This is a genomic window from Achromobacter sp. Marseille-Q4954 (assembly GCF_943737025.1).
GTDB lineage: Bacteria > Pseudomonadota > Gammaproteobacteria > Burkholderiales > Burkholderiaceae_B > Achromobacter > Achromobacter bronchisepticus_A.
The window spans coordinates 3,241,561-3,266,835 of sequence record NZ_CALSFQ010000001.1; the positions used below are offsets into that span (position 1 = coordinate 3,241,561).

Genomic DNA, 25,275 nt, shown 5'->3' on the forward strand with positions numbered 1-25,275 from the left:
GCTGGGCCCGCGGCGCCTATTGCGGACGCGGCGCGGGGCAGCTTTCCGCGTTGCACTCGCCGCGGGCGGGATCATCTGATGCGGCCGCATGTTCCGCAGGAGCATCGTTCTCCGCCAGCAGCCTGCCGATGGCCGCGCCCAGGGCCAGGTCTTCGATGCTGCCAAAGTGCTGCAAGCGCACGCGTCCCTGGCGGTCCAACAGGACCAGGCTGGGCGTGCCGCGCAAGCCGTAGGCTTGCATGGTCATTGGGATGGCGCCCGCCGCCGCCGGCCGGTCGATGCCGATGGGAAAGCTCCAGCGGTACTCGTGATTGAAGGCCCGCAGCGCGGCCGGACCCATGACGTCGTGGTGTTCGAACACGGTATGCAGGCCGATGACCGCGACATCCTGGCCGCGGAACATCCGGTGCACGCGTTCGGCTTGGGGCAGCCCATGCGACAGGCACCCGGGGCATAGCATCTGGAACGCATGCAGCAGCACGACCTTGCCGCGCAGGGCGGCGAGTTCGATGGGACCATCCGCATTCAGCCATTCGTCCGCTTGCAAGGGCGGGGGCAGTGCGTCGGTGTGGGTGTCGGATCGTGGCATCAGAAGACTCCAGTGAGGCGGCCGGCGGAGCAATCACGCGCCGCCGGCCGCGGTTGCCTTGCTACGCGGCGCGGCGCAGTTTCACGGCCGGGAAATCCACCGGCACGGCAAACGCCACGTTGACGTAGTTGGTGAACAGGTTGAGTGCGACGTGCGCCAGAATCTCGACGATCTCCTGGTCGCTGTAGCCTGCCGCGCGCACGGCCTGCACGTCGCCGTCGCTTACTTGCCCGCGCGCTTCCACCAGCTTGAGCGCAAAGCGCAGCGCCGCGGCGGTCTTGGGATCGGCGGCGTCGCCGCCTTGCGCGGCCGCCATTTCTTCGGCGCTGGCGCCGGCCTTGCGGCCCAGGGCCGTATGGGCCGCAAGGCAGTATTCGCAAGCGTTGCGGTCGGCTACCGCCACCGCGATCTGTTCGCCCAGCTTGGCGGGAATGACGCCGCCGCCCAGCGCGCCGAAGGCGCCCCACATGCTCTGCAGCGCCGCCGGCGAATTGGCCACGGCCTTGAACATGTTCGGCGTTGCGCCAAAGGCGCCGTGGACCTGCGTGAGCAGCGCCTTGCGGTCCGCGCTGGCGCTGCTGGCATCGATAAGAGGGACTCGGGACATGTCGGTAACTCCTGGAAATGAAAAAAAGGCCGCCGGTTTCGGACGGGCTGGAGAAATCGTACGTAGAATGCCTGGACGCAAGGTGTTTTTTAATCCTGAAAAATTGTCATTTCGTCCAAGATATGAGCGATCCTCTTCCTCTCCAGGTTGACCGGCTGTCGGCGCTGCTGGACCGTTTCCGGGTGCGTGCCACGCTGTTCCACACCGGTGCGCTATGCGGCACCCAGGCCTTCGAAGCCGTGCCGGGGCGCGGCTTTCTGCACGTGCTGCGCCGGGGCGAGATGGAGGTACGGCATCGGCCGGGCGAGACCGCCACGCCACGCCTGCGGCTGGCCGAGCCGACCCTGCTGTTCTACCCGCGCGCCGTGCATCACGAGTTCGTGAACCCACCGCGAGACGGTTCCGATTTCACCTGCGCGGCGTTGGATTTCGACGGTGGCGAACGCAATCCCATCGTCCAGTCCTTGCCGTCCGTGGTGCGGATCCCGCTGGACGCGGTCGAAGGCTTGCGGCCCGCGCTGGACCTGCTGTTCGCCGAGGCGGATCACGTGCGCTGCGGCTCGCGCCTGTTGGCCGACCGCCTGTTCGAGGTGGTCCTGATCCAGCTGCTCCGGTGGATACTCGACCATCCGGAGGAAGTGGGCGTGACCAGCGGCCTGGTGATGGGCCTGTCGGATCCCCGTCTGGCCAGGGCGCTGGTAGCGTTGCACCGCTCGCCGTATGAAGACTGGTCCCTGGCCAGGATGGCGGCGATGGCGGGCATGTCGCGCAGCGCCTTTGCGGCAGCCTTCAAGGACGCTACCGGCGCCACGCCTGCGGCCTACCTGACCGACTGGCGCCTGAGCCTTGCGGCGTCCATGATGCGGTCTGGCCGCGCGGTCAAGCTGGTGGCGGCGGAACTGGGGTTTGCCAGCGCCTCGTCCCTGTCCAAGGCATTCCGGCAGCGGATGGGGGTTTCACCGCGCGAGTGGCTGGCCGCCAACGCGTAGCATCAGCCGGCTTCGCGCCGGCGTGATAATATTGACCTATGACAAAACTTCAGACGGCATAAGCGTAATGGAAAACGCCTGCCGTTGTTCCTCCGCGAGGTTCAGGCATGAGCGAGCAAGACCCTGGGCAAGACAAGGACACCCAGACACAGCATGACCAGCATGGCCGCTGGCCGCAGGCGCAGTCGGTCGAGGACTTTCGCCGCAATCTGGCCACGGTCAACGGACGTATCGCCGATGCCGCGCGCCGCGCCGGGCGCGATCCGGCCGCGGTGCGGCTGCTGCCCGTGAGCAAGACGGTGGAGGAAGCGCGCATCCGGCTGGCCTACGAGGCCGGCTGCCGCTATCTGGGGGAGAACAAGCTGCAGGAAGTGTCGAGGAAATGGGAAGCCATGGCCGACCTGACCGATCTGCGATGGTCTGTCATCGGCCACCTGCAGACCAACAAGGCCAAGCTCGTGGCCCGCTATGCGGCCGAGTTCCAGGCGCTCGACAGCCTGCGGGTCGCCGAAGCGCTGGACCGCCGGCTGCAAGCGGAAGGCCGTCAGCTGGACGTGTTCGTGCAGGTCAACACCTCGGGCGAAGCCAGCAAGTACGGGTTGCAGCCGGACGAGACCGCAGCCTTCCTGCGCGAACTGCCTGCATTCTCGGGGCTGCGGGTGCGCGGCCTGATGACCCTGGCGCTGTTCTCGGCCGAAGCCGCGCGCGTGCGCGAGTGCTTCGTGCTGTTGCGCACGCTGCGCGACCAATTGCGCCAGGACGCGCCGGCGGGCATCGGCCTGGATGATTTGTCCATGGGCATGTCGGGCGATTACGAGATCGCCATCGAGGAAGGGGCCACGGTGGTCCGCGTCGGTCAAGCCATCTTCGGCGCGCGCAACACGCCCGATTCCTACTACTGGCCGACCGACAACGGCGCGGAATCGCGCGCGTCCGGCTCCCTGGAGTAGCGCGCATGCCGGTGTACCGACTCATCATCAAGCGTGACGGCCGCCTGATTGGCCATTTCGAGTCCACTGCGGCGTCCGCGCTGGACGACAGCCGCGACATCGCGGCGCGCCTACCGGCCAAGGACGGCTATCAGCTCAGCTTGCAGGTTGCCGAAGGCGAACGGCGCCTGCTGGAAAGCACGCCGCAAGGCATACGGCTGCTGGCGTCGGAAAACCTGTTCGTCTCAACCCCCGAAGGCTTGCTGGGCGGGCTGGACCGCCATCCGAGCCCGCAATAGGAGTCCCTGGAATGAGCCTCAGCGCTTTGGCGATCCGCCACGTTTCCTTTGAAGACCTGGGCATATTGGCGCCGGTCCTGGCTGATCGCGGCTATAGCGTGCGATACCTGGAGGCCGGCGTCGACGCCATTGACGCCGCCACCCTGGCCAATGCTGACCTCGTCGTGATCCTGGGCGGCCCCATCGGCGTCTATGAAACCGGCCGCTATCCCTTCCTGGAGCAGGAGCTGCGCGCCATCGCGCAGCGTCTGCGCCAGGACAAACCGACCCTGGGCATCTGTCTGGGCGCGCAACTCATGGCGGCGGCGCTGGGCGCGGACGTGGTGTCCACCGGCCGCGCCGAGATCGGCTATGCGCCGTTGACGCTTACGCCGCAAGGACAGGATTCCGTGCTGAGCGCGGTCGAGTCCGTGCCTGTGCTGCATTGGCATGGGGACCAGTTCGCCATCCCCGAAGGCGCAGCGCGCCTGGCCGAAACGCCGGGTTTTCCGAACCAGGCGTTCGCGCTGGGACCCAGGATACTGGGCCTGCAGTTCCACCTGGAGGCGGATTCCTCGCAGATCGAGCGTTGGCTGATCGGCCATGCCTGCGAACTGAGCCTGCGCCAGATCGATCCCGCGGTCATCCGCGAGGACGCGCGGCGTTATGGTCCGCAGCTTGAACACGTCGCGCGCCAGGCGATGGAGCAATGGCTGGACCAGCTCTGAGTCCGTCCCATGCCCTGGCGCCTGCCGGCGGCCAGGGCGCTTCGCAACCGTAGCCTTGCATAGGCGCAAGGGCCGCGCCGCGCCCCGTTCCAACCCGCCGCGGCCCGCGGCTCTCGGCGTTTCTTCCGCTCGCCATCTCTCCCGCTGAATCTAAGGGTTAAACCCAGTAGCCGCTTTGGCATGCGATCAATAGGATCCCGTTTTATGCAAATGGGATCCCATTTGTGTTTGTCACTTTTCTTTCTTCAGGACGGACAGCACATGAGCAGCATCGACACCATCACAGGCAAGCAGATCATCAACGAGGGCGGCCGCGGCGGTCCGCTGACCGAGGACCATCAGGGCATGCGCGCCCGGCACGAGGACGACCTCGAGTGGACCAACCTGCGCTACGAAGGCCAGTTCGCGAAGATGATGTTCCATCCGACGGCGGAGGATCCGACCATTCCGAACGCCGGCATCGTGCGTTACGAAAAGGGATCGGGACACCCGCTGCACAACCATTACTTCGCGCAGATCTGGTACATCCTGGACGGCAAGTTCCTCATCGAAGGCAAGCTCCACGGCAAGGGTTCGATGATCTTCCATCCGGATCCCCATTTCGAAAGCAAGCTGGAAACCATCGAGGCCGGCACGATCCTGTACGTGCAGTACGTCGGCCCGCACACCCACCAGGGCGCGATCTACGAAGGCCGCTTCAACGTCAGCGAGCGCAAGAGCCTGGCGGAAGAGACCACCGCCGTGTAGTCGGGCGCAAAAAAAGAAAACAAGGGAGACCGGGATGAACGCCATCTCACAACAGCCGTCCTCGCGCTCGAAGAAGCATTACGTGACCGCGGGACTGTCCAGCATGATCGGGACCACCATCGAGTGGTATGACTTCTTTCTTTACGGCATTGCGGCTGCGCTGATTTTCAACAAGATCTACTTTCCCGCGATCGATCCCATCAGCGGGACGCTGGCGGCCTTTGGCACCTATGCGGTCGGTTTCATTGCGCGCCCGCTGGGCGGCATCGTCTTCGGGCATTTCGGCGACCGCGTCGGCCGCAAGTCGATGCTGATGATCAGCCTGATGCTGATGGGCGTGCCCACCATCCTGATCGGACTTACGCCCAGCTATGAGACGATCGGCTACTGGGGCGCGGTGGCCCTGGTCTTCTTCCGTTTCCTGCAAGGCCTGGCGGTGGGCGGCGAGTGGGGCGGAGCCGTGCTGATGGCGGTGGAGCACGCGCCCGAAGGCAAGAAGGGCCTGTTCGGCAGCCTGCCGCAGGTCGGGGTCGCGCCCGGCCTGATCCTCTCGTCGCTGGCGATGGGCGCGGTCTCCAGGTTGCCGGAGGCGGACATGTTGAGCTGGGGCTGGCGGCTGCCATTCCTTGCAAGCGTGTTCCTGCTGCTGGTCGGTTGGTACATCCGGGCCAAGGTCAGCGAATCGCCGGAATTCAAGCAGGCGCAGGCCCAGCCGAAACAGGACGCGCTGCCCTTGAAGACGGTGCTCAGAGAGCACAAGGTTCCCGTGTTGACCGCGCTGGTGGCCTGCATCTCCGAAAAGACCTGGTTCTATACGCTGGCGACGTTCTCATTGACCTATGCCGTGGGTACGCTGGGGCTGCCGCGTGAAACCATCTTGACGGGTGTCATTTGGGGAGCGGTCGGGGCCTTGTTCACCATCCCGCTGTTCGGGCTGCTGGGCGACATAATCAGCAAGCGGGCGATATTCATCGCCGGCGCGCTGGGAATCTCGCTGTTCAGCGCGACGTTCTTCTCGCTGCTGGATGAGAAGACGGCCTATCACACGAACATCGCGATGCTGGTGGCGTTCGGCTTGGTATACGCCGCGATGTATGCGCAGGAATCCAGCCTCTTTTCCAGCATGTTCCCGCCGGACGTCCGCTATACCGGCATCTCGCTGGCCGTGCAGATAGGCGGGGCGATAGGCGGCGGCACCGCGCCGTTGGTGGCGACGTACCTGCTGTCCCTGGGCGGAGGATCGCCGCGGTTCATCGTGCTGTATCTGGCGGGACTGGGATTGGTCGCGGCGGCGTGCGGCGTGTTGATGCGTCCCTATGGGAAGCCGCAAGGCTCGGGCGGCGCAAAGCTGGCTAGCGCCGCGACTCCATCCATTCGATGACGAGTTCGGTCGTCCGGGATATGTGCGTGGCCATCGCTTCGCGAGCGGCGGGGCCATTGCGCAGGGTCAGCGCCGCGATGATGTCCTCGTGCTGCTTGATGTTCTCTTCCATCAGGCGGGGCGGCATCTTCGAGGCGAACCCCAGCACGTTGGAAACGATGCTGCCCTGCAATTCGGCGACCAGCTCGTGCAGACGTTCGTTGTGGCTGGCCTGGGTGATCAGGCTGTGGAATTTGGCGTTGAACTTTAGCCAGTCGGAACCGCTTTCGCTGCGCACGCGCGAACGCAGGGCATCGGCGTAGTGCTTTTGGTGCTGCGCCAGCAGTTCCAGGTCATGGTCGTCGATCCAGTCCACCGCCAGTTGCGCGGCCAGCCCTTCGAGTTCGGCGCGGATCTGGAAGGCTTCGCGGATGGCGCGGATGGATGGCACGGTGACCACGGCGCGGCCGGTACTGGTCAGCGTGATGGCGCGCCGCGCTTCGAGAAACCGCAAGGCTTCGCGGATGGGGGTGCGGCTGGTTTCGAACTCGGTCGCCAGCTCGTATTGGCTCAAGGCATCGCCGGGCAGGTATTGCCCGTTCCTGATCCGCCGCAGAATTTCTTCCGAAATCTCGATCGAGGATCTAGACGTGTTCCTGGTCTCGCTCATGCTCGAATCCGTGTCGCTTCCTGTGCGGGTCGGCAGGCGCTCCACGGCTTGCGGGTGGCCAGGCTGATCCGTGTCCCTGGCGTCTGCGTTGCGCCCTTCCGCCGGCATGGTAGCACGTGGCTTTCGGCCGAATCGGGGGCGCAGCTACCGTGGCGGCTTGCGGCCTGCGGGACGCTTTTGCAGCCAGTCCACCACGAACTCGCCGGACTCATGGATATGCGTGCGCATGGCTGCGCGCGACGCTGCGGTGTCGCGCGCCGTCAGCGCCTCGACGATGGTGGCATGATGTTCGACGTTCTTCTTCATGCGGGTCTCGTACATGCCCAGCACGGTCATGTTGAGGATGTTCTTGGTGTAGTCCGTGTGCAGGTCCTTGATGATGCGCTCCAGCGACGGATTGCCGGCGGCGCGGAAGATCAGGGCATGGAACTCCTGGTTCTTGACCACCCAATGCCGCATGGGCGCGGCGGCCTGGCGCGGCGCGGCCGCGCCGCCGGCGTTGACCTCGGCATACAGCGCGGCGACCGCCTCGGCGCATTCGGCGTGCGCGCCCTGCAGTCTTTGCAGATCGGCGTCGGATATCCAGCGCGCCGCCAGCTCGGCCGCCATGCCCTCCAGTTCGCCACGCAGCCAGTAATTCGCGCCTATGTCCTTGAGGGTCGGCGCCACCACCGTGGCGCCGTAGCGCGGCTGCTGCACGATCAGGCCCTTGGTCTCCAGCTGCCGGAACGCTTCGCGCACCGGCGTGCGGCTGACGTCGTATTCTTCGGCCAGGGTCTCCTGCCGCAGCTTCTGCCCAGGCGCGTAGGCGCCATTGAAGATCTTCGCGGAGATCGACTCCACCAGATGCTGCACCAGTTCTTCCGCGGCGGGATATATGCGATCCATGGTCCGACTCCCCTGTTCTTGACGGCTGCGGCTATTCTCCGCGGGCTACTTCCCGGGCTCCGCGGAGAATACCAGCCGCCACTTCTGCTGTTCCTGGCGCATGCGCTCCAGAAAGACCTGCGATCCCGCAGGCATGGGCTGGCTGCCTTGCGCATGGAGCTGCGCCATGCCCTCGCTTTGCGCCACCGCCTGCATCGCCTGTTCCAGCTTGTCGAGGATGCTCTGCGGCGTGGCGGCGGGGGCTACCAGTCCGGATATCGAGCCTACATCGAAATCGCCGCCCAGGGCTTCGCGGGCCGCGGGCAAGTCAGCCAGGTTCGACACCCGTTGTGCCGAGGTCACGCCCAGCGCGCGCATCCTTCCGGACTGGATGAACGGCCCGACCACCACGGTCTCGACCGCCGTCACGTCCACCACCCCCGAAAGCAGGGCGGTGGCGGCTTCCGCGCCGCTCTTGTAGGGCACGTGCATGAGCGTGGCGCCGGTCTGCTGCTGCATCAGGGCGAATACCTGGTGTATCGAGGTGCCTTGTCCGGCGCTGGCGAAGGAGACGGCATCCGGCCGGCTGCGGGCCCGCGCCACCAGCGCCGGCAGGTCCTGGATCGGCGAGCTTTGGGGCACGACCAGGGCCAGCGGTGTATTGGCGATCATGGAGACGTAGGCGAAATCCTTGAGCGCGTCGTAGTTCAGCTGCTTGTGGATGAGCGGATTGACCGCGACCATGCCGTTGGTGATCACCATCAACGTGTAGCCGTCGGGCTTGGCCCGGGCCACGATGTCGGCGGCGATGTTGCCGCCGGCGCCGGGCTTGTTCTCCACGACTACCGGCTTGCCGAGCTCGGCCTGCAGCTGTTTGGCCACGGTGCGGGCGGTGAGGTCGGTGATGCCGCCGGCGCCGAACGGCACGACCAGCGTGATGGGGCGCTCGGGCCAGTCGACTACTGCCTGGGCCTGAGCCTGAGCGGCAAGCGAAAACGTCAACGACGCGAGGCTGGCGCGCAGAAATCGTGCGTGCATGAGGGTTGTCTCCTTGGAATGTTCTATTTCTTGGTGGGCGGGCCGGTCTTGACAGTCCTGCCGTGGGCGGCTGCCAGTCCTGGCTGCCGCCCGGGGAACCGCGTGTCAGTGCTCCAGATCCTGCGCGGTGATCGCGGGCGGCTCGCCCTTGATGTTCATGCGGCCTTCGTACACCGGCCGGCCGCCGGTCGTGGGACCCTGATACTGGACGAAGAACAAGGTGCCGCCCGTCTCGGTGCTGAGGGCCTCCTCGATGTGCGGGTCCGGATGGAATACCACGGTGCCGGGGCCGTACATCTTTCCGCCCATGTTGAATTCCCCTTCGATCACGTACCAGACCTGGGCGAAGTCATGCTTGTGCAGACGGAAGCCCGCGCCCGGTTCATAGCGCAGAAATCCCGCGTTGGGTTCGGTGGGGCGTTCTGCCCGCGTGTGGAAGAGGAACTTCGTCTTGTTCTTGAACCGGCCCATTTCCCATTCCATGTCCTCCGGCCTGCGGTACTCCGGCATGTGGTGGGTCTGCGCGTGGTCGAGAACGTCATTGCTGCTCATGGCTTGCTCCTTGGTGAGTGGCCGGGAAAGTCTATCGGCCTTGCGCGGGAATTACTGGATACAAGATTCGCTCGCGCGGCAGCGCGGGCGGGAGCTATCAGGCGCCCTGGAAATAGGTATTGGACCGGCCGGGGCGGCCTCCCTAGACTGCAAGCCGACATGGAGAACGAGCGATGCACTTGAAGGGAATCATCGGCTACCTGCTGACGCCTTGCGATGAACGCGGGCGGGTGGACCACGCGCTCTTGGAAGCGCACGTAGAGCGCCTGATCGGCGAGGGCGTGCATGCGCTGGCGCCGCTGGGCAGCGTCGGCTGCCTGCCTTACCTGGACGACGGCGAGCGCGAGGCCGTCATCGACACCGTCATCCAGGCGGCGCGCGGGCGGCTGCCCGTGCTCGCGGGCGTGTCCAGCCTGAGTACCGCCAGCACGGTGCGCCACGCGCGCTACGCCGAACGCGCGGGCGCCGCAGCCTTGCAGCTATTGCCCAGCACCTACTGGAAGCTGACCCAGGACGAAATCCACGCCTACTACCGCGAGGTCTGCGTATCGGTCTCCACACCGGTGATGGTCTACAACAATCCGTTCACCACGGGCATGGACCTGCCCGTGGAGTTCCTGGCCCGGCTGGCCGAGCTGCCCAACGTCACCATGATCAAGGAAAGCAGTCCGGATCCGACCAAGATCGCGCGGCTGCGCGCGGCCTGCCCGGACCGGACAGCGGTGTACATCGGCCTGAATTGCATGGCGCGGACCGGGTTCGCGGAGGGGGCGGCGGGCTGGTGCACGGCGTCGGCCAACGTCAGCGCGTCATTCGCCCTGAACCTGTATCGCTGCGCCATGGCCGGCGACGCGCGCGGCGCGGACGAATGGTTCGGCCGCCAGATCGATCTCTTGAACTTTCTCATGGACCACGGTCTGCCGCGGACGGTGGCCGCAGGCCTGCGCTTGCGCGGCCTGGACAGCGGCCATCTGCGCGCGCCGCTGGCGCCGCTGGCCCCGGACCTGGAACGACGGCTTCTTGAAATCCTCAAAAAAATGGAGATAACGCGATGAACAAGGGATTGCGCCGCTGCATGGCGGCTGTGTTGGGTGTAATGCTTCCGGCTGCGGCATGGGCGGGGCCATATCCCGACCAGCCCATACGCCTGATCGTGCCGTTCGGCGCGGGCGGCGTGACCGACACCACGGCGCGGGTCTTCGCCGAGGGGCTGACGCGCGAATTGGGCCAGCCGGTGGTGGTGGAGAACCGCGGCGGCGCGGGCGGTTCCATCGCCGCGGGCGCGGTGGCGAAGTCGCCCGCCGACGGCTACACGCTGCTGGTGATCACCAACGGCATGGTCGCGGTCAATCCGTTGATCTACAAGAAGCTGCCCTACGATCCGAACCAGGACTTCACCTACGTCGCCATGCTGGCCAATACGCCCACGGTGCTGGCCGTGGGCGCGGACAGCCCGTATGCGTCGCTGCCGGAAATCATCAAGGCCGCGTCGACCCAGGCCGACAAGATCGCGTTTTCGACGGCGGGTGAAGGTTCCGACAACTATCAAGTCCTGGAGCTGCTGCAACAGGCGACCGGAGTGAGGATGCTGCATGTGCCTTACAAGAGCGGATCGGAGTCCATGACGGCGGTGATGAGCCGCAACACGGATCTGACGGCCGTTTCCGCCGTTACCGCGGTGGGATTCGTCGAGGCCAAGCAGATTCGGCCCTACGCGGTGACTTCGTCGCGACGCCTGGCCAACCTGCCTGACATTCCTACGGTCAAGGAGGTGCTGGGCAAGGACGTGGAAGGCGGATCGCTGTCGGGCATTGCCGTTCCCAAAGGCACGCCGGCCGATGTGGTTGCGCGCCTGAACACGGCCATCGCCGCGGTGGCAAAAAGCCCGTCTGTGCAGGACAAGATCTACGCGCGCGGCAGCGAACCCGTGGATGGATCGCAGGCGGCGTTCGAGCAGCGGGTCGTGGCCGAACAGAAAAAGTGGGCGGGCATTCTTTCGCGACCGGCGCAGTAAGCCCCGGGGGGCCTCAGGCTGATTGCGCGCCCAGCACCTCGTGGGCCATGTCGATGAACCAGCGGACCGCCGGATTCATGGACTCGGCGGGTGCCGCCAGCGCCATGGCGTAGGTCAAGGGCGCGCCGGCCACGTCCATGAGGTCCACATAAGCCACGTTGTCGATGGCGATCCGGCGCAGCGCCGCCGGGACGATGGCGACGCCCAGGCCCGCGGCGATGAGCGGCAGGCTGATGAGGGCGTGGGACGATTCCTGCAGGACTCGGGGATGGAATCCCGCACGCTGGCAGGCCGCGACGATCTCTCCCGCGAATCCCGGGCTGTCGGAGTGCGCCAGGGTCACCAGCGTTTCGTCCGCCAGGTCCGAGAGCCTGGCGCTATTCATGCCCGCCATCCGATGGCCGGCAGGCACGGCCAGCGTCAGCCTCTCCCGCCGCAAGGCCGTGATTGCGATGCCCGGCACCCCGGACGCGGGCGGCACCAGGAATGCCGCGTCCAGCTCGCCGCGCTGCAGTCCCGCCAGGATGCCGACGGTGCTGCCGCTGGTCAGTCGCAGGCGTATGTGCGGAAAGCGCTGTGCGAATTCGGGCAGGATGCGCGGCAGCAGGTTCAACGCGGCGCTGGGCACCGCGCATACCCGCAGCGTACCCATGCGTCCTTCGGCCGCATCGCGTGCGGCCTGCAGTGCGGCGTCGGCGCCTTCCAGCAGGCGCTTCGCTTCGCGCAGAAAGGCGCCGCCAGCGACGGTGAGGCGCACGCCCAGGCGGTCCCGCTCGAAGAGGTCTGCGCCGATCTCGGTTTCGAGCCGCTTGATGGCGACGCTGAGCGGAGGCTGGGTCATGTGCAGCCGGGCGGCCGCCTTGCGATAGTTCAATTCCGTGGCCAGAACCACGAACTGCCTGAGCTGCCTGAAATCCATGCCAGTCTTCCCGTGTCTTTTTTAGGGCTGCCGCGCCGGCTTCAGCCTCGCGTGCGCTGGAAGTCCGTCATGAAATCGGCCAGCGCGGCCGCCGCCGGCAGGTCGACCGCGTTGTAGAGACTGGCTCGGACGCCGCCGGTGTGGGAGTGTCCCTTCAACCCCATCAGCCCGGCGCTCTCGGCCTGGCGCAGAAACAGGGGCTCCAGGGCGGAATCGGCCAGGAAAAACGGCACGTTGTTGATGGACCGGAATTCCGGCCGGACCTTGTTGAGGTAGAAGCCGCCGCTGGCGTCGATGGCGCGGTACAGCAGCCCGGCCTTGGCCTGGTTGGCCTGATGGATGCGTTCCATGCCGCCGGTCCGGCGGATCCAACGCAGCGTCAGCCCGGTCAGATACCAGGAGAAGGTGGCGGGCGTGTTGAGCATCGAGTCCGCCCGCGCGGCGTGCGCATAGTTCAACACATCGGGCGTAATGGGCAGCGCGCCGTCCAGCAAGGCTTCGTCCACCACCACGACCGTGACGCCCGCCGGCCCTATGTTTTTCTGTGCGGCGGCGTAGATGAGACCATGCCGGGACACGTCAATCGGCTTGGACAGCAGGCTGGAGCAGGCATCGCACACCAGCGGGACGGATGCGTCCGGCGCGGCCTGGAACTGCACGCCATGCGCCGTCTCGTTCTCGGTGTAGTGCAGATAGGCCGCGTCGGCGTCAAGCCGCCATTCGCCGGGCGCGGGGATGCGGTCGAAGTCCGATGCCTCGCTGCTGGCCGCGACGCGGACCTTGCCGTAGCGCCGCGCCGCCTCGATGGCCTTGCCGGACCAGAGTCCAGTGTGCAGATAGTCCGCCGACGCCTTGCCGCGCAGCAGGTTCATCGGCACCTGCGAGAACTGCAGCGAAGCGCCGCCTTGCAGGAACAGCACCTTGTAGCGGTCGGGGATTTGCAGGATGGCCCGCAGGTCCAATTCCGCCTGGCGCGCGATATCGATGAACACGCGCGAGCGGTGGCTGATTTCCATCACCGACATGCCGGTGCCCGCGAAATCGAAGAACTCTTCGTGCGCTTCCTGCAGCACTTCCAGCGGCAGCGCCGCCGGACCTGCGCTGAAGTTGTATGACCTTGCCATGTTTCCCGATCCTGCCGCGCCTGGCGCGGGCTCCTGCATGGTTGCGCCCGCGGTTGCCGTGGCGAAGGGGTGAGTCTACGGATAGAATGGCCGGCCCGGACAGGCCAGTTTTCTTCTTGTGAGCAGACCGCATGCCTAAGACCTTCGAGCTGGATACGCTGAAGATGCGCATGAACGATGCGGAGCTCCAGCGCCTGGAGCTGCATCAGAGGATCCAGCGGGCGCTGCGCGCCCTGATCCTGGACGGCGCGCTGGAGCCGGGCCTCAGGCTGCCCGCGACCCGCGGATTGGCCAAATCGCTGGGGGTGGCGCGCGATACGGTGGAGAACGCCTATGTGCAGTTGCATCGCGACGGTTACATCGTGCGGCGCGAGGGCTCGGGCAGCTACGTGTCGCAGACCGTGAGCACCGAACTGCGCGGCGCCGCGCGCAGGCGTGCGAAGTTGGATGGCAAGCTGGGCGCGCTACCGGCAGGGGCGGGGCTGAGCCGGCGCGGGCGCATGATCCTGGACAGCGGCGGGGTCGCGGACCAGCAGGTCATCAAGGCGTTCGCCACGGGGCTGCCGGAAACCCGCACCTTTCCCACCGACGTCTGGGAACGGTTGCAGCGCCAGGTCCTGAAGGACTACCGCAGCCATGTGCTGCTGCATGGCGACCCGCAGGGCGCCGAGCCCTTGCGCCGCGCCATCGCCGCCTACCTGAACCTGGAGCGCGGCGCCAAGGTCTTGCCCGAGCAGGTGCTGGTGTTGAGCAGCACCCGCCAGGCCCTGTTCCTGTGCGCGCAATTGCTGGCGGACGCCGGCAAGCCCATCCTGATGGAAAACCCCGGCTACTTTGGCGCCCGCAAGGCCTTCGAATCCGCGGAAACGCGCATCGTGCCCATTGACGTCGACGCGCAGGGCATACGCATGGACCTGCTGCGCGCGGACCGCAGCGGCGCCAACTGCGTGTACGTGACGCCGTCGCACCAATACCCCACCGGTGTAACGTTGTCGCTTGAGCGCAGGCTGGATCTGATCGGCTGGGCGGCGGAACACGGCAAGTGGATCATCGAGGACGACTACGACAGCGAATTCCACTACGACGGCCTGCCTACAGCCTGCGTGCAGGGGCTCGACATGCACCAGCGCACTCTTTACCTGGGCACGTTCAGCAAGACGCTGTATCCGGGCCTCAGGATGGGATACATGGCGCTGCCGCCCGGCCTGGTCGATGCCTTTGCCCGCGCGCGCAGCATCATGGACGGGCATACGCCGCAGATCCTGCAGCTGACGCTGGCGCGCTTCATGGACGACGGCCATTACAACTCGCACGTGCGAGCCATGCGAAAACTGTACGCGGGACGACGGCAGGTGTTGCTGGAGTCGCTGGGCAAGCAGCTCGGCGGAGTCGTGCAGGCCTACAGGCCTCCCGGAGGGTTGCAGATCCCATGCCTGCTCGAGCGCGGATGGTCCGAGGAACAGACCATCCGCCAGGCCGAGGCCGCAGGCCTGCGGCTGCCCGGACTGAGCCGGCTCTATGCGGGCGATCACAAGCAGCAGGGCTGGCTGCTGGGCTATGCCTCGCTGACGGCCTACGAGATCGAAGCCGCGGTGCTGCGGCTGTCGAATGCACTGAAGCGCTAGGGCGCTTCAGTACGGCAGCGGGAAGCGCCTGGCCAGCCCGGCCACGCCTTCGCGGATGGCGCTTTCCGTGCGGGCGTCGACGGCCCCGGCGCGCACGCCGCCCAGCAAGGCCAGGATCATGTCGCCGATTTCCTGGAATTCGGCGGGCCCCATACCGCGCGACGTGCAGGCGGCGCTGCCCACGCGTATGCCGGAGGTGACGGCAGGCTTGGCGGCATCGTTGGGGACGGCGTTCTTGTTCAAGGTGATGCCAACCTGTTCCAGCGCTTGCTCCGCGGTATTGCCGGCCAACCCCCAGGGCCGCAGATCGACCACGCCCAGATGGCAGTCCGTGCCGCCAGACACGATGGACAGGCCGCCTTCGGCCAGCCGGCGGCACAGAACGCGCGCATTCTCGACCACGGCGTGGGCGTAGGTGCGGAAGGCGGGCTGCAGCGCTTCACCCAGGGCCACGGCCTTGGCGGCGATGATGTGCATCAGCGGACCGCCCTGCAGGCCCGGGAATACGGCCGCATCGATCTTGCGGGCGAGCTCGCTGTCGTTGGTCAGGATCATGCCGCCGCGCGGACCGCGCAAGGTCTTGTGGGTGGTGGTGGTCGTGACGTGCGCATGCGGCACCGGCGAGGGATACGCGCCGGCCGCGGCCAGGCCGGCGAAATGGGCCATGTCCGCCATGAAGATCGCGCCCACCTCATCGGCAATGGCGCGAAAGCGCGCGAAGTCCAGCGTGCGCGAGTAGGCCGAGCCGCCGGCGATGATGAGCTTGGGTCTTTCCTGGCGCGCGATGCGCTCGACCTCGTCCATGTCCACCCGGTGCGTGGCGGGATCGACGCTGTAGCTCAGCGCCTGCAGCCAGCGTCCCGACATGTTGACCTTGGAGCCATGGGTCAGGTGTCCGCCCGCCTTCAGGTCCAGGCCCAGGATCTTGTCGCCGGGCGCCAGCAGCGCCAGGTAGACCGCCTGGTTGGCTTGGCTGCCGGAGTGGGGCTGTACGTTGGCGTAGCGGGCGCCGAACAGACGCGTGGCGCGCTCGATTGCGATTTCCTCGGCCACGTCGGCGTTGACGCAGCCGCCGTAATAGCGGCGGCCGGGGTAGCCTTCGGCGTACTTGTTCGTCAGCACGGAGCCCTGGACTTCCAGCACCGCGCGGCTGACGAAGTTCTCGGAGGCGATGAGTTCTATCGAGTGTCTCTGCCGGCGCCGTTCGGCGTCGATGGCGCCCCAGATGCCGGGATCGGCCTGCGCCAGGGGCTGGGCGTTGACACTAGGCAGCGCGAGGCTGTCGGGAAGATCGGTGTTCGTCACGGTGGTTCCTGTTTCGATTGGCAAGTGGCGACGGGAGGTCAAGAATTGGCGGCCAGCGCTCGCTGGCCCCCATGGATCAGCAGGTGCGCGGTCAGGCCGGCGACCAGGCCCCAGAACGCGCCGCCCACGCCCAGCAGCGTGACGTTGGCGGCAGTGGCCAGAAAGGTGATGAGCGCGGTTTCGCGGGTGCGGGCGTCGGCCATGGCGTTGGCCAGGCTGCCGCCGATCGCGCCCAGCAGGGCAAGGCCGGCCAGCGTGGTGATGAACGCCTTGGGCAGCACCATGAACAAGGTCGCCAGCGTGACGCCGAAGGTGCCCACCAGGATGTAGAACACGCCGCAGGCCAGGCCCGCGAGGTAACGCTTGGCCGGATCCGGATGCGCATCCCGGCCGGTGCAGATCGCGGCGGTGATCGCCGCGACGTTGAAGGCGTGCGCGCCGAAGGGCGCCATGATGAGCGAGCCCAGGCCCGTGACGGTGAGGATGGGATTCGCGCTGGTCTGGTAGCCGTCGTTGCGCAACACCAGCATGCCGGGCATGTATTGCCCTGTCAGCGTGATGATGAAAAGCGGCAAGGCGACGCCCAGCAGCGCCTGCAGCGAGAACCGCGGCATCTCGAATACCGGCGCGGCCAGACTGAGGTGGACCGCCGAGAAGTCGATGCGGCCTTGCGCGATGAGCAGCCCAAGGCCGATGACCAGGATGCCGACCACCGCGAAGCGCGAGGTGTAGCGCTTGAGCAGGGCGTAGGAGATGACCAGCACGATCACCAGCAGCGGATCGGCGCTGGCCCCGCCGAAGGCATTGACGCCGAATTGCAGCAGGATGCCGGCCAGCAGGCCGGCGGCGATGCCGCCCGGAATCATGCGAACCAGCTTCTCGAATGCGCCGGACAGGCCGAGCACGATGAAGCCCAGCGCCGACAGGATGTAGGCGCCGATGACCTCGCCGTAGGGCGTGAACGGCATCACGGTCGCCAGGAACGCCACGCCTGGCGTGGACCAGGCCGTGATGACGGGCGCCTTGTAGCGCCAGCTCAGCAGCGCGCCGGTGATGCCGACGCCGATGGAAACCGCCCACACCCAGGACGCGGTCTGGGCCGGCGTCAGCCTGGCCAGCTCCGCCGCCTGGAACACCAGCACGAAGGTGCCGCCGTAGTTCACCAGCACCGAGATCAGGGCTGCGACGGTGGGGGAAAAGAAATCGGCGGGTCTAAGGCCAGCCGGTGATGCGTTCATGGTTCACTCCGCGTTCGTGGTGGGGCCAGGCCGCGTGGCGGCCGGGCTTGAACGGGGAGTCTAGGGTGCTGGCGGTATGTCGATACCTGCCACATTCAGGAAAGTGAGCAGACCGCTTTCTGACGGGAAAAGCGCTGCGCGGAATGCGGGACAGGATCAGCGCCACGCTTGCCGCAGGGCTTGCGCGATCGCCGATGCCTGGCGCAGCCCGGCCTCGGCGGCGTCGGCGCGCCGCGCAGGGTCCAGCACGTTGTCGCCGATGGCCTGTACGCTGGCCGCGTCGGGCAGCACGGCGTGGACCAGGCTGCCGGCCTCGCACAGGGTCTGCAGTTCGCGCCGCAGATGGCCGCTGACAGGATTCCCTTCCCGATAACCCAGCGGCGCCAGCACCACGACCTGCTGGTAGCCGGCCGCCATATCGGCATTGGTCATGGAACGGATGCCGCCGTCCATATAGGTCGCGCCGCTGATGGGCACGGCTGGCCAGGCGCCCGGCACGGCGCAGCTGGCGGCGATGGCATCGATGAAATCGACCTGGTCGGCGGCGCTGAAACTGCGCCCTTCGCCGGTGGCCGTGTCGACCGCGACCACCAGCAATGGACGGGAGGGCCAGTCGCTTGCGCCCAGACGGGAGGCGATGATGGCGCGGCGTTCTGCCAGTGTGGGCGTGGCGGAGCGCCGCGCATAGGCGCCGATGCGCCGGCGCGCCTGCCCCAGGTCAGCGCCCACTTTGCCGTACAGCTCGCGGTTCTTGTCGTCAGCCGCCTGTTGCGAGTACGGACGGTATTGTTCGGCGCCTGTCCCGCACAGCTGCGTCGCCAGCAGCTGCATGGGCGGGACGCCCAGCGCCAGTTGCGCGCCGGCGACGGAACCGGCGGAGCAACCGATGAACAAGTCCGCGCAGCAGAGGTCGACGTCGTGGCGCGCCAGGCCCGCCAGAATGCCGATCTCCCAGGCCAGCCCTGTCACGCCGCCGCAGCCCAGCACCAGGCAACGCTTCTTCTGCGCTTGTGGCATTCAGGCAATCTCGACGCGGTCGGATGCGGACGGCTCGGCTTCATTCACGCGAGACGCCGGGCGGTAGTGGTAGTCGCCCATGTCCGTCTTGCGCAGCATGTGCCAGTAGTCGTCGTTGCGGAACGGGGTGGGCGCCACCACCTTGCCATGCGCGTTGCGATACCAGTTGCTCATGCCTTTGTGGGTCCAGATCATGCGGTCGTGGGCGGCCTGGACGCGGGCGTTATAGGCGTCGTGCCTGTCCCTGCGGACTTCGATCTCGAAGCGTCCGCCGGCCTTGTCCAGTCCTTGCTGCAATAGGCCCATGACATAGCGCACCTGGGTCTCCAGCAGGGCGACGACGCTGCCGCCATGGCCCAGGGCGGTGTTGGGACCGGCCAGGATGAACAGGTTGGGAAAGCCGGGCGCCGCGACTCCCATGAAGGCCTCGGCTCCCTTTTCGTCCCAGGCCTCGCGGATCGAGCGTCCGCCGCGGCCGTAGAGCTTGAACGAGGACAGCAGATTGATCGCGTCGAAACCGGTGGCGACCACCAGCACGTCCAGTTCGTGCGCCTGGCCGTTGTCGCTCACCACTGCGTTTTCCGTGACCCGCGCGATGCCGCCAGTGACCAACTCGACATGGTCCCGCGCCATGGTTCGGAACCAGCCGTTGTCCATCAGCATGCGTTTGCCGAAGGGCGGATAGTCGGGCAGAACGTCGGGCAGCAGATCCTGGCGTTCGCCGAGTTCCGCCTTGATGTAGCTGGTGAAGTGTTCGCGGTGCTTGTCGTTGATCTCATTGATGGCGCGCTCGGGGTGCGGCCATTGCGGATCGATTTGCAGCGTCGCGTGGACCCGGTCGTTGAAGATCCAGGCCAGGCGTTGGCGATACCACTCCTGGTAATACGGTACCTCGCGCAGCAGGAAGCGGACGTCCTCTGGCACGGGCTTCTGGAATTTCTCGAACGGCGCGGCCCATTGCTTGGAGCGCTGGAACACGGTCAGGGAGCGGACCTGGTCGGCGATGGCGGGCACGACCTGCATGGAACTGGCGCCGTTGCCGATGATGCCCACGTTCTTGCCGCGCAGGTCCAGGCCTTTCGGCCAGTTCGCCGTATGGAAGCAGGGGCCCTTGAAACTCTCCAGGCCGGGTATGGGGGGCAGCTTGGGTACGTTCAACAGACCGACCGCGCTGATGACGATGTCCGCCACATAGTCCTGGACCTGGCCGTCCTGCCCGACCGTGCGTACGTTCCAACACAGTGCGGCTTCGTCGTAGCGGGCGGACTCCACGCGCGTGTTGAAGCGGATGTTGGAGCGCACGCCATGCTGGTCGGCGACGCTTTCGAAATAGCCCTGGATCTCGCCTTGCAGGGCGAAGTAGCGCGACCAGTCGTGCTTGGCGAACGAGTACGAGTAGATGTGGTTGGGGGTGTCCACGCCCGCGCCGGGGTAGCGGTTCTCGTACCAGGTGCCGCCGACTTCGGCGTTCTTCTCGATCACGACATAAGGAATGCCCGCGCCTTGCAGGCGGATCGCGGCGCACAGGCCGGCCACGCCGGCGCCGATGACCAGGACCCGATAGCCTCGCGGCACCCGGAACGCATTGCGTTGCTCCAGCGCGAAGTCCGGATCCAGTCCCAGCCAAGCGGCGATCATGGGGCCGTACGAGTCGGGAACGGTTTCCCCGATGCTGGTGCGCAGCATCGCGACCAGCTGTTCGTGCGTGGGGGCTGGCAGTCTGGGCGGATGGCCGCTGCGGCTGCGCAGGATGGCCGAGTACGCGGCTTCACGGATTTCCTCCTGCACGGCTTGCGGCAGCCCGCCGGGGTCGTTGTCTTCGAGGCCACGGATGCGCGAACACTGGTAGCGTTCGGACAGCCACTGCGTGTCGCCCGTCAGGTGCACCAGCACCATGAGCAAGGTGGGGATGTTGGCGCTGGCCAGCGCGCGCTTGAGCGTGGCCTCCCACACGTCGTTGCCGAGCGGTTTTGCCGGGGCCGGAGTATCGCGATGCATGTAAGGGTCCTTCCTGGAATGGCGTGGGGGTTGGGGGTGTTGGCCTACTCGGCGGTTGCGCCGGACTTCTTGATCAACTCGGCCCATTTGGCGCTGTCGCTGACGATGAAGGCGCCGAAATCGCCCGGCTTGGTGAACAGGGCGTCCAGGCCCATTTTCTTGAACTGCTCTTGCACGTCGGGCGCCGCCTTCATCTTCTGCAGGGATGCTTGCAGCCTCGCGACGACCGCGGGCGGCGTGCCGGCCGGGGCCACGATCCCCAGCCAGGGCATGGCGTCGTAGCCGGGCAGGCCGGATTCCTCGACCGTGGGCAGGTCGGGCAGCACCGAGGACCGCGTCTTGGTGGTGACGGCGAGCGGCCGTACCTTGCCGCTGTCGAGAAAGGGCTGCGCGGCCGCGATGTCCACGAACAGCATGTCGACTTCACCGCCTGCCAAGGAGGTCAGCGCCGGAACGCTGCCCTTGTAGGGGATGTGGGTCATCTTCAGGCCGGTCAGCGCGGCAAACAGCTCGCCCTCCAGGTGGTTGGACGTGCCGTTGCCGGAAGAGGCGAAGGTCGCCGACTTGCCGTCTTTCTTGAGCGTGGCGATCAATTCCTTCACGCTGGACGCCTGCACCTGCTTGCCCGTCACCAGCACGTGAGGCACGCTGGCGATTAGCGAAACGGGCTGGAAATCCTTGACCGGGTCATAGTTCGCGGTGTTCTTGTACAGGCTGGGAGCGATGCCCAGGGACGATGCCGCCATCAGCAGCGTATAGCCGTCGGCCGGCGCCTTGGCCACATAGGCCGAGGCGATCATGGTGCCGGCGCCGGGCTTGTTGACCACTACCACCGGTTGGCCCAGATCTGCCTGCAGCTTGGCCGCGACCTGCCGGGTCATCACGTCGGTGACGCCGCCCGGCGTGAAGGGCACCACGATGTTGATGGGCTTGTTGGGATAGTCCTGGGCGTGGGCGGCTGCGCCCGTGCAGATCAGGGTTGCGGCCAGGCAATGCGATAGCCATTTCATGGATTGTCTCCTGTGGTTTTCTAGGTGGGGTGTTCAGATGGCGCCTGCGCTGAGGCTCCGGTGCCGGATCAATCCCCAGACCGTGTTGGCGTGGGGCATGTCCAGGTTCAGCTTTGCTGCGATCTCGATCATGGCGCCGACGATGGCGTCGATTTCCAACGGCTTGTTTTGCAGCGCGTCCTGCAACATCGAGGTCTGGGCGGCGCCCGCGCTGGCGGCTGCCTGCATGCGTTGCTCGACCGTCACCGGCAGCGCAAGCCCGAGCGCCTGGCCCAGCGCCAGGTACTCGCCCAGCATGGCGCGCGCCAGTTTGCCGAGATGGGGATCGCGAACCATGGCCTCCATGGTGGCGTGGGCCAGCACGCTCAAGGGGTTAAAGGTGGCATTGCCCATCGCCTTGACCCAGACCGCTTGGTGGATGTCGCCGCTGACCTCGCATTGCAGGCCTGAAGCTTGCAACAGTCCGGCGAGCCGGTCGGCCCGCGCAGACCTGGAGCCGTCCGGTTCGCCGAGTATGAGAGTGTTGCGTGCGTTCTGGGCCGTGATGCCAGGCGCGGTGGCGTTCGCTGCGATGTACACCACGGCGCCCAGCACCCGCTCCAATGGCAGCGCTTGCCTGAGGGCACCGCGGCCATCCACCGTTTGCAGTGGCATATTGCCCAGCGGGCTGTCCAGCGTGGGCAGATACCACCAGGGGATGCCGTTTACGGCCGGCACCACGACGCCTTGCGGCGCCAGCATCGGCGCCAGGTGCGCGGCGATATCGTCCAGCGCCTGTTGCTTGACCGCAAGAATCAGGTAGTCCGCGCCGCGCACCTGACGCGGATCGTCGGTGGCGCGCACCGGGTAGTGGCGCGTGGCGCCGTCAGCCGTCAAGCCGACGCCATGTTGCCGCAGGGCGGCCAGCGTTTGTCCGCGGGCGATCATGGTCACCTCGCAGCCAGCCTGGGCCAGGCGCGCGGCGAGCAGACAGCCGATCGCGCCCGCACCATATACCGCGACGCGGCATTGATGAGCATCTTCCATTTCTACTCTACGAAAAGTGGCCGCCAGGGGGCGGCGCGGTTGCCGCTATTCCTGGTATTCGGGCCGGATGCGTTGCAGCAGCCGGAGCAGGGGAGGCCAGTGCTTGTGGCGGGACGGACGGTCGAGGCGGTCGAACTGGCGGCCGACCTTCTCGGCAACTGCGGCGGAGGGTGTTACCAGCGGCAGGCCGCCGGCCAGCGCCGCGACCTGCGCCTGGCAGGCGCGCTCCAGATAGAACATGGCGTCGAAGGCGTCTGGCACGCTGGCGCCGCAGACCAGCAGGCCGTGATTGCGCAGGATCATCGCGCTGTGGGGGCCGAGATCGGCGATCAGGCGCTGCTGTTCGTCCATGTCGAGCGCGACGCCTTCGTAGTCGTGGTAGCCGATGCGGTTGTGAAAGCGCATGGCATGCTGCGAAATCATGAGCAGGCCGGCCTCTTGCGCGGATACCGCGATGCCGGCCGCGGTATGCGTATGCATGACGCAGGCCGCGTCGTGGCGGACGCGATGGATGGCGCTATGGATGACGAAGCCGGCGGGGTTGATGCCCAGGCCGGTCTGGTCCAGCAGGATGCCGCCGTCTATGTCCACCTTGACCAGGTTGGACGCGGTGATTTCGTTGAACATCAGCCCGTAGGCATTGATCAGGAAGTGCGGCTGGGCGCCGGGAACCCTCGCCGAGATATGCGTATAGATGTGGTCGGTCATACGCATTTCGATAGCCAGGTTATAGGCTGCGGCGAGGTCTACGCGCACTGCCCATTCCTCGGCCGAAACCTGGTCCTTGATCGATGCCTCTTGCACGGCAGCTCCTCCAGTTTTGCATTCTTCTTGGTCTGGCCGGCGCTTCTGCTGCGTGGCCTCTTTGAACCGGAGTATAGGTTTTCCGACAGCTGGCGACTAAGCAAACGTTTTGATGGAAAAGCATAAATCCCATCAATCATTCAGCCTTGCCGGCATGCATGAAAAACCTTGATGGATATGCATAAAAACGTTTAGCTAGTGCCGCGAAATGCCGCTACCTATACTGATTTTCCTACTCATGGGCGCAGCCGCAAGGAGCCGGCGCGCCGTTGAAAAATCAGAAAAGCCGGAGGCTGGATGGACGCAGCAGGAAACCGCGGGATCACGGATTTGCTCGATGAACAGGCGCTGTGCCACGGGCATAAGCTGGCGATCGTGCATGAGTACCAGAACGGCGACATCAGCCAGTTGAGCTTCATCCAGTTGCGCGAGGCGGCCCGCGCATTCGCCGCGGGCTTGCAGGCGCGCGGCGTGCAGCCGGGCGACCGCGTATTCGTTTTCATGGGCAACACCGCAGAGTACGTGCCGCTGTGGATGGGCCTGATGCTGGCGGGCGCCGTTATCGTGGCCGGCAACATCCATCTCACTGCGCCGGAAGTAGCCTATCAGCTTGAGCATTGTCAGCCCGCGCTGGCGCTGGTCGAGCCCGCGCACGAAGCGTTGATCCGCGAAGTCCGCGACGCGATGGATCAAGGCCCGGAAATCGTGCCAGTGGCGCGCGGCAGCCTGGGGCCGGAAGGTGTGAGCGGCGCGCTGGCGGCGACGTCCGCGGATTACCGCGAGCCCGAGCTATGCAGCGACGACCTTGCGCAGATCCTGTACACGTCGGGTACTTCGGCGCGGCCCAAGGGGGTGATGCTCACGCACGCCAACCTGCTCTGGTGTGGCCAGGCGGGCGCGGCCAACAGCGGCATAGGCCGCGCTGACCGCGTGTTCAACAACAAGCCGCTGTTCCACGCCAACTGCCAGGAAACCGTGCTGTCCTGCCTGACCGCGGGCGCCACCGCGGTGATCGGGGAACGCTATAGCGCCACGCGCTACCTGCGCCAGCTCATCGAACACCGCATCACGATATGCAGCCTGTCCGGCATGCTGTGCCGAACCTTGTTGAACCAGCCGCCCACGCCTTTCGATACGGCGCATCAGGTGCGGTACGCGGGCTATGCCATCAATATTTCGGAAGCCGAGATCGCGGCGTTCATCGAGCGTTTCCGTATCCCGTTGCGCAACGGCTACGGGCAGTCCGAGACCATGCTTTACATCACCTTGCAGCCGCATGCCTCGCCCTCGGCCTATCCGTCCATCGGGCGCGCCACGCCCGACCGCGAAGTGTTCGTGGTCGACGACGACAACCGGCCGGTGGCCGTGGGCGCAGTCGGCGAGATCGTGGTGCGCGGACGTCCTGGGCGCACGCTGACCCTGGGCTACTACCGCGACCCGGCGGCGACGCAGGCCGTGTTCGAGGGCGGCTGGCTGCACACGGGGGACCTCGGCTACCAGGATGCCAAGGGCAACTTCTTTTTCTTCGGCCGCAAGAAGGAAGTGATCAAGCGGGCTGGCGAGAACATCTCGGCGGCGGAGGTGGAAGAGGCCTTGATGGGGCATCCCGCCGTGCGCGACGTGGCCGTGGTGGGCATACCCGATCCGGTGCGCGACCAGTCGGTCAAGGCTTTCGTCGTGCTGCACGCCGGGCACCAGGCGGATGCGGATGCCATCAAGACCTATTGCGCCGGGCGGCTCGCATATTTCAAGGTACCCGAGCACGTGCAGTTCATGACTGAGTTGCCGCGCAACGCCAGCGGCAAAGTGCAGAAGCGCGCGCTGCTCGACGCCTGAGCGCG

At 66.3% G+C, this 25,275-nt stretch carries 25 protein-coding genes; 10 read left to right on the forward strand and 15 right to left on the reverse strand.

Going from position 1 to position 25,275, the window contains the following annotated elements; translation table 11 throughout:
* Positions 1 to 16 precede the first annotated feature (16 nt).
* Both NGK62_RS15215 and NGK62_RS15220 read right to left on the reverse strand, forming a co-directional pair.
* Positions 17 to 589: a redoxin domain-containing protein gene (locus tag NGK62_RS15215; protein WP_251878974.1), complete on the reverse strand. Its 573-nt coding sequence runs from the start codon at positions 587 to 589 to the stop codon at positions 17 to 19.
* Positions 590 to 650: 61 nt separating this feature from the next.
* Positions 651 to 1,196, reverse strand: coding sequence for a carboxymuconolactone decarboxylase family protein (locus NGK62_RS15220; RefSeq protein WP_251878976.1), 546 nt, complete (start codon positions 1,194 to 1,196; stop codon positions 651 to 653).
* 122 nt (positions 1,197 to 1,318) lie between these two features.
* Between NGK62_RS15220 and NGK62_RS15225 the strand changes: the two genes are divergently transcribed.
* The 6 genes from NGK62_RS15225 to NGK62_RS15250 all read left to right on the forward strand — a co-directional run bounded on the left by NGK62_RS15225 (position 1,319) and on the right by NGK62_RS15250 (position 6,248).
* A complete protein-coding gene (locus NGK62_RS15225) occupies positions 1,319 to 2,185 on the forward strand; it encodes an AraC family transcriptional regulator (protein WP_059373857.1) in 867 nt (288 codons plus the stop codon).
* Between the two features lie 107 nt (positions 2,186 to 2,292).
* Positions 2,293 to 3,135: a YggS family pyridoxal phosphate-dependent enzyme gene (locus NGK62_RS15230; RefSeq protein ID WP_251878978.1), complete on the forward strand. Its 843-nt coding sequence runs from the start codon at positions 2,293 to 2,295 to the stop codon at positions 3,133 to 3,135.
* Between the two features lie 5 nt (positions 3,136 to 3,140).
* Complete coding sequence (locus NGK62_RS15235) at positions 3,141 to 3,413, forward strand: hypothetical protein (RefSeq protein ID WP_054452121.1); 273 nt, start codon at positions 3,141 to 3,143, stop codon at positions 3,411 to 3,413.
* Between the two features lie 11 nt (positions 3,414 to 3,424).
* Positions 3,425 to 4,120, forward strand: coding sequence for a glutamine amidotransferase (locus NGK62_RS15240; RefSeq protein WP_251878980.1), 696 nt, complete (start codon positions 3,425 to 3,427; stop codon positions 4,118 to 4,120).
* Between the two features lie 261 nt (positions 4,121 to 4,381).
* Positions 4,382 to 4,867 carry a cupin domain-containing protein gene (locus tag NGK62_RS15245; RefSeq protein ID WP_251878982.1) on the forward strand — a complete coding sequence of 162 codons (486 nt, stop codon included), beginning with the start codon at positions 4,382 to 4,384 and terminating at the stop codon, positions 4,865 to 4,867.
* A gap of 34 nt (positions 4,868 to 4,901) precedes the next feature.
* On the forward strand, positions 4,902 to 6,248 hold the full coding sequence (locus tag NGK62_RS15250; protein WP_251878984.1) for an MFS transporter: 1,347 nt from the start codon (positions 4,902 to 4,904) through the stop codon (positions 6,246 to 6,248).
* Here NGK62_RS15250 and NGK62_RS15255 read toward each other — a convergent pair.
* From NGK62_RS15255 to NGK62_RS15270, 4 genes are all read right to left on the reverse strand, one after another.
* A complete protein-coding gene (locus NGK62_RS15255) occupies positions 6,220 to 6,897 on the reverse strand; it encodes a GntR family transcriptional regulator (RefSeq protein ID WP_059373853.1) in 678 nt (225 codons plus the stop codon). The genes NGK62_RS15250 and NGK62_RS15255 overlap by 29 nt on opposite strands.
* Positions 6,898 to 7,041: 144 nt before the next feature.
* Entirely contained in the window at positions 7,042 to 7,785 is a 744-nt protein-coding gene (locus tag NGK62_RS15260; protein ID WP_251878986.1) for a GntR family transcriptional regulator, read from the reverse strand.
* 45 nt (positions 7,786 to 7,830) lie between these two features.
* Positions 7,831 to 8,802 carry a tripartite tricarboxylate transporter substrate binding protein gene (locus NGK62_RS15265; protein WP_251878988.1) on the reverse strand — a complete coding sequence of 324 codons (972 nt, stop codon included), beginning with the start codon at positions 8,800 to 8,802 and terminating at the stop codon, positions 7,831 to 7,833.
* Between the two features lie 105 nt (positions 8,803 to 8,907).
* Positions 8,908 to 9,354 carry a cupin domain-containing protein gene (locus NGK62_RS15270; RefSeq protein WP_059373850.1) on the reverse strand — a complete coding sequence of 149 codons (447 nt, stop codon included), beginning with the start codon at positions 9,352 to 9,354 and terminating at the stop codon, positions 8,908 to 8,910.
* Between the two features lie 173 nt (positions 9,355 to 9,527).
* Here NGK62_RS15270 and NGK62_RS15275 point away from each other — a divergent pair, with 173 nt between their 5' ends.
* Positions 9,528 to 10,409 (forward strand): dihydrodipicolinate synthase family protein, encoded by an 882-nt coding sequence (locus NGK62_RS15275; protein ID WP_059373849.1) that lies wholly within the window; start codon positions 9,528 to 9,530, stop codon positions 10,407 to 10,409.
* Positions 10,406 to 11,368, forward strand: coding sequence for a Bug family tripartite tricarboxylate transporter substrate binding protein (locus NGK62_RS15280; RefSeq protein WP_251878990.1), 963 nt, complete (start codon positions 10,406 to 10,408; stop codon positions 11,366 to 11,368). Before NGK62_RS15275 ends, NGK62_RS15280 begins: the two co-directional genes overlap by 4 nt.
* Before the next feature lie 13 nt (positions 11,369 to 11,381).
* Here NGK62_RS15280 and NGK62_RS15285 read toward each other — a convergent pair whose 3' ends face one another.
* Together NGK62_RS15285 and serC are read right to left on the reverse strand one after the other, a co-directional pair.
* Positions 11,382 to 12,287: a LysR family transcriptional regulator gene (locus tag NGK62_RS15285; RefSeq protein ID WP_118931543.1), complete on the reverse strand. Its 906-nt coding sequence runs from the start codon at positions 12,285 to 12,287 to the stop codon at positions 11,382 to 11,384.
* Between the two features lie 41 nt (positions 12,288 to 12,328).
* Complete coding sequence (gene serC / locus NGK62_RS15290) at positions 12,329 to 13,411, reverse strand: 3-phosphoserine/phosphohydroxythreonine transaminase (RefSeq protein ID WP_251878992.1); 1,083 nt, start codon at positions 13,409 to 13,411, stop codon at positions 12,329 to 12,331.
* 131 nt (positions 13,412 to 13,542) lie between these two features.
* Between serC and pdxR the strand changes: the two genes are divergently transcribed.
* Positions 13,543 to 15,036: a MocR-like pyridoxine biosynthesis transcription factor PdxR gene (gene pdxR / locus NGK62_RS15295; RefSeq protein WP_251878993.1), complete on the forward strand. Its 1,494-nt coding sequence runs from the start codon at positions 13,543 to 13,545 to the stop codon at positions 15,034 to 15,036.
* A gap of 6 nt (positions 15,037 to 15,042) precedes the next feature.
* Here pdxR and NGK62_RS15300 read toward each other — a convergent pair whose 3' ends face one another.
* The 7 genes from NGK62_RS15300 to NGK62_RS15330 all read right to left on the reverse strand — a co-directional run bounded on the left by NGK62_RS15300 (position 15,043) and on the right by NGK62_RS15330 (position 23,434).
* Positions 15,043 to 16,341 (reverse strand): serine hydroxymethyltransferase, encoded by a 1,299-nt coding sequence (locus NGK62_RS15300; RefSeq protein ID WP_165867765.1) that lies wholly within the window; start codon positions 16,339 to 16,341, stop codon positions 15,043 to 15,045.
* A gap of 38 nt (positions 16,342 to 16,379) precedes the next feature.
* Entirely contained in the window at positions 16,380 to 17,579 is a 1,200-nt protein-coding gene (locus NGK62_RS15305) for a benzoate/H(+) symporter BenE family transporter (protein WP_059371200.1), read from the reverse strand.
* A 156-nt stretch (positions 17,580 to 17,735) separates the two neighbouring features.
* Entirely contained in the window at positions 17,736 to 18,596 is an 861-nt protein-coding gene (locus NGK62_RS15310) for a patatin-like phospholipase family protein (RefSeq protein WP_251878995.1), read from the reverse strand.
* Positions 18,597 to 20,594 (reverse strand): flavin-containing monooxygenase, encoded by a 1,998-nt coding sequence (locus NGK62_RS15315; RefSeq protein WP_251878997.1) that lies wholly within the window; start codon positions 20,592 to 20,594, stop codon positions 18,597 to 18,599. It lies immediately after the preceding gene.
* Between the two features lie 44 nt (positions 20,595 to 20,638).
* Positions 20,639 to 21,604 (reverse strand): Bug family tripartite tricarboxylate transporter substrate binding protein, encoded by a 966-nt coding sequence (locus tag NGK62_RS15320; protein ID WP_118931549.1) that lies wholly within the window; start codon positions 21,602 to 21,604, stop codon positions 20,639 to 20,641.
* A 33-nt stretch (positions 21,605 to 21,637) separates the two neighbouring features.
* Entirely contained in the window at positions 21,638 to 22,630 is a 993-nt protein-coding gene (locus NGK62_RS15325; RefSeq protein ID WP_251879000.1) for a ketopantoate reductase family protein, read from the reverse strand.
* Positions 22,631 to 22,675: 45 nt separating this feature from the next.
* On the reverse strand, positions 22,676 to 23,434 hold the full coding sequence (locus tag NGK62_RS15330; RefSeq protein WP_251879002.1) for a class II aldolase/adducin family protein: 759 nt from the start codon (positions 23,432 to 23,434) through the stop codon (positions 22,676 to 22,678).
* 297 nt (positions 23,435 to 23,731) lie between these two features.
* Here NGK62_RS15330 and NGK62_RS15335 point away from each other — a divergent pair, with 297 nt between their 5' ends.
* Complete coding sequence (locus NGK62_RS15335) at positions 23,732 to 25,270, forward strand: AMP-binding protein (protein ID WP_118931551.1); 1,539 nt, start codon at positions 23,732 to 23,734, stop codon at positions 25,268 to 25,270.
* Positions 25,271 to 25,275: the final 5 nt, after the last annotated feature.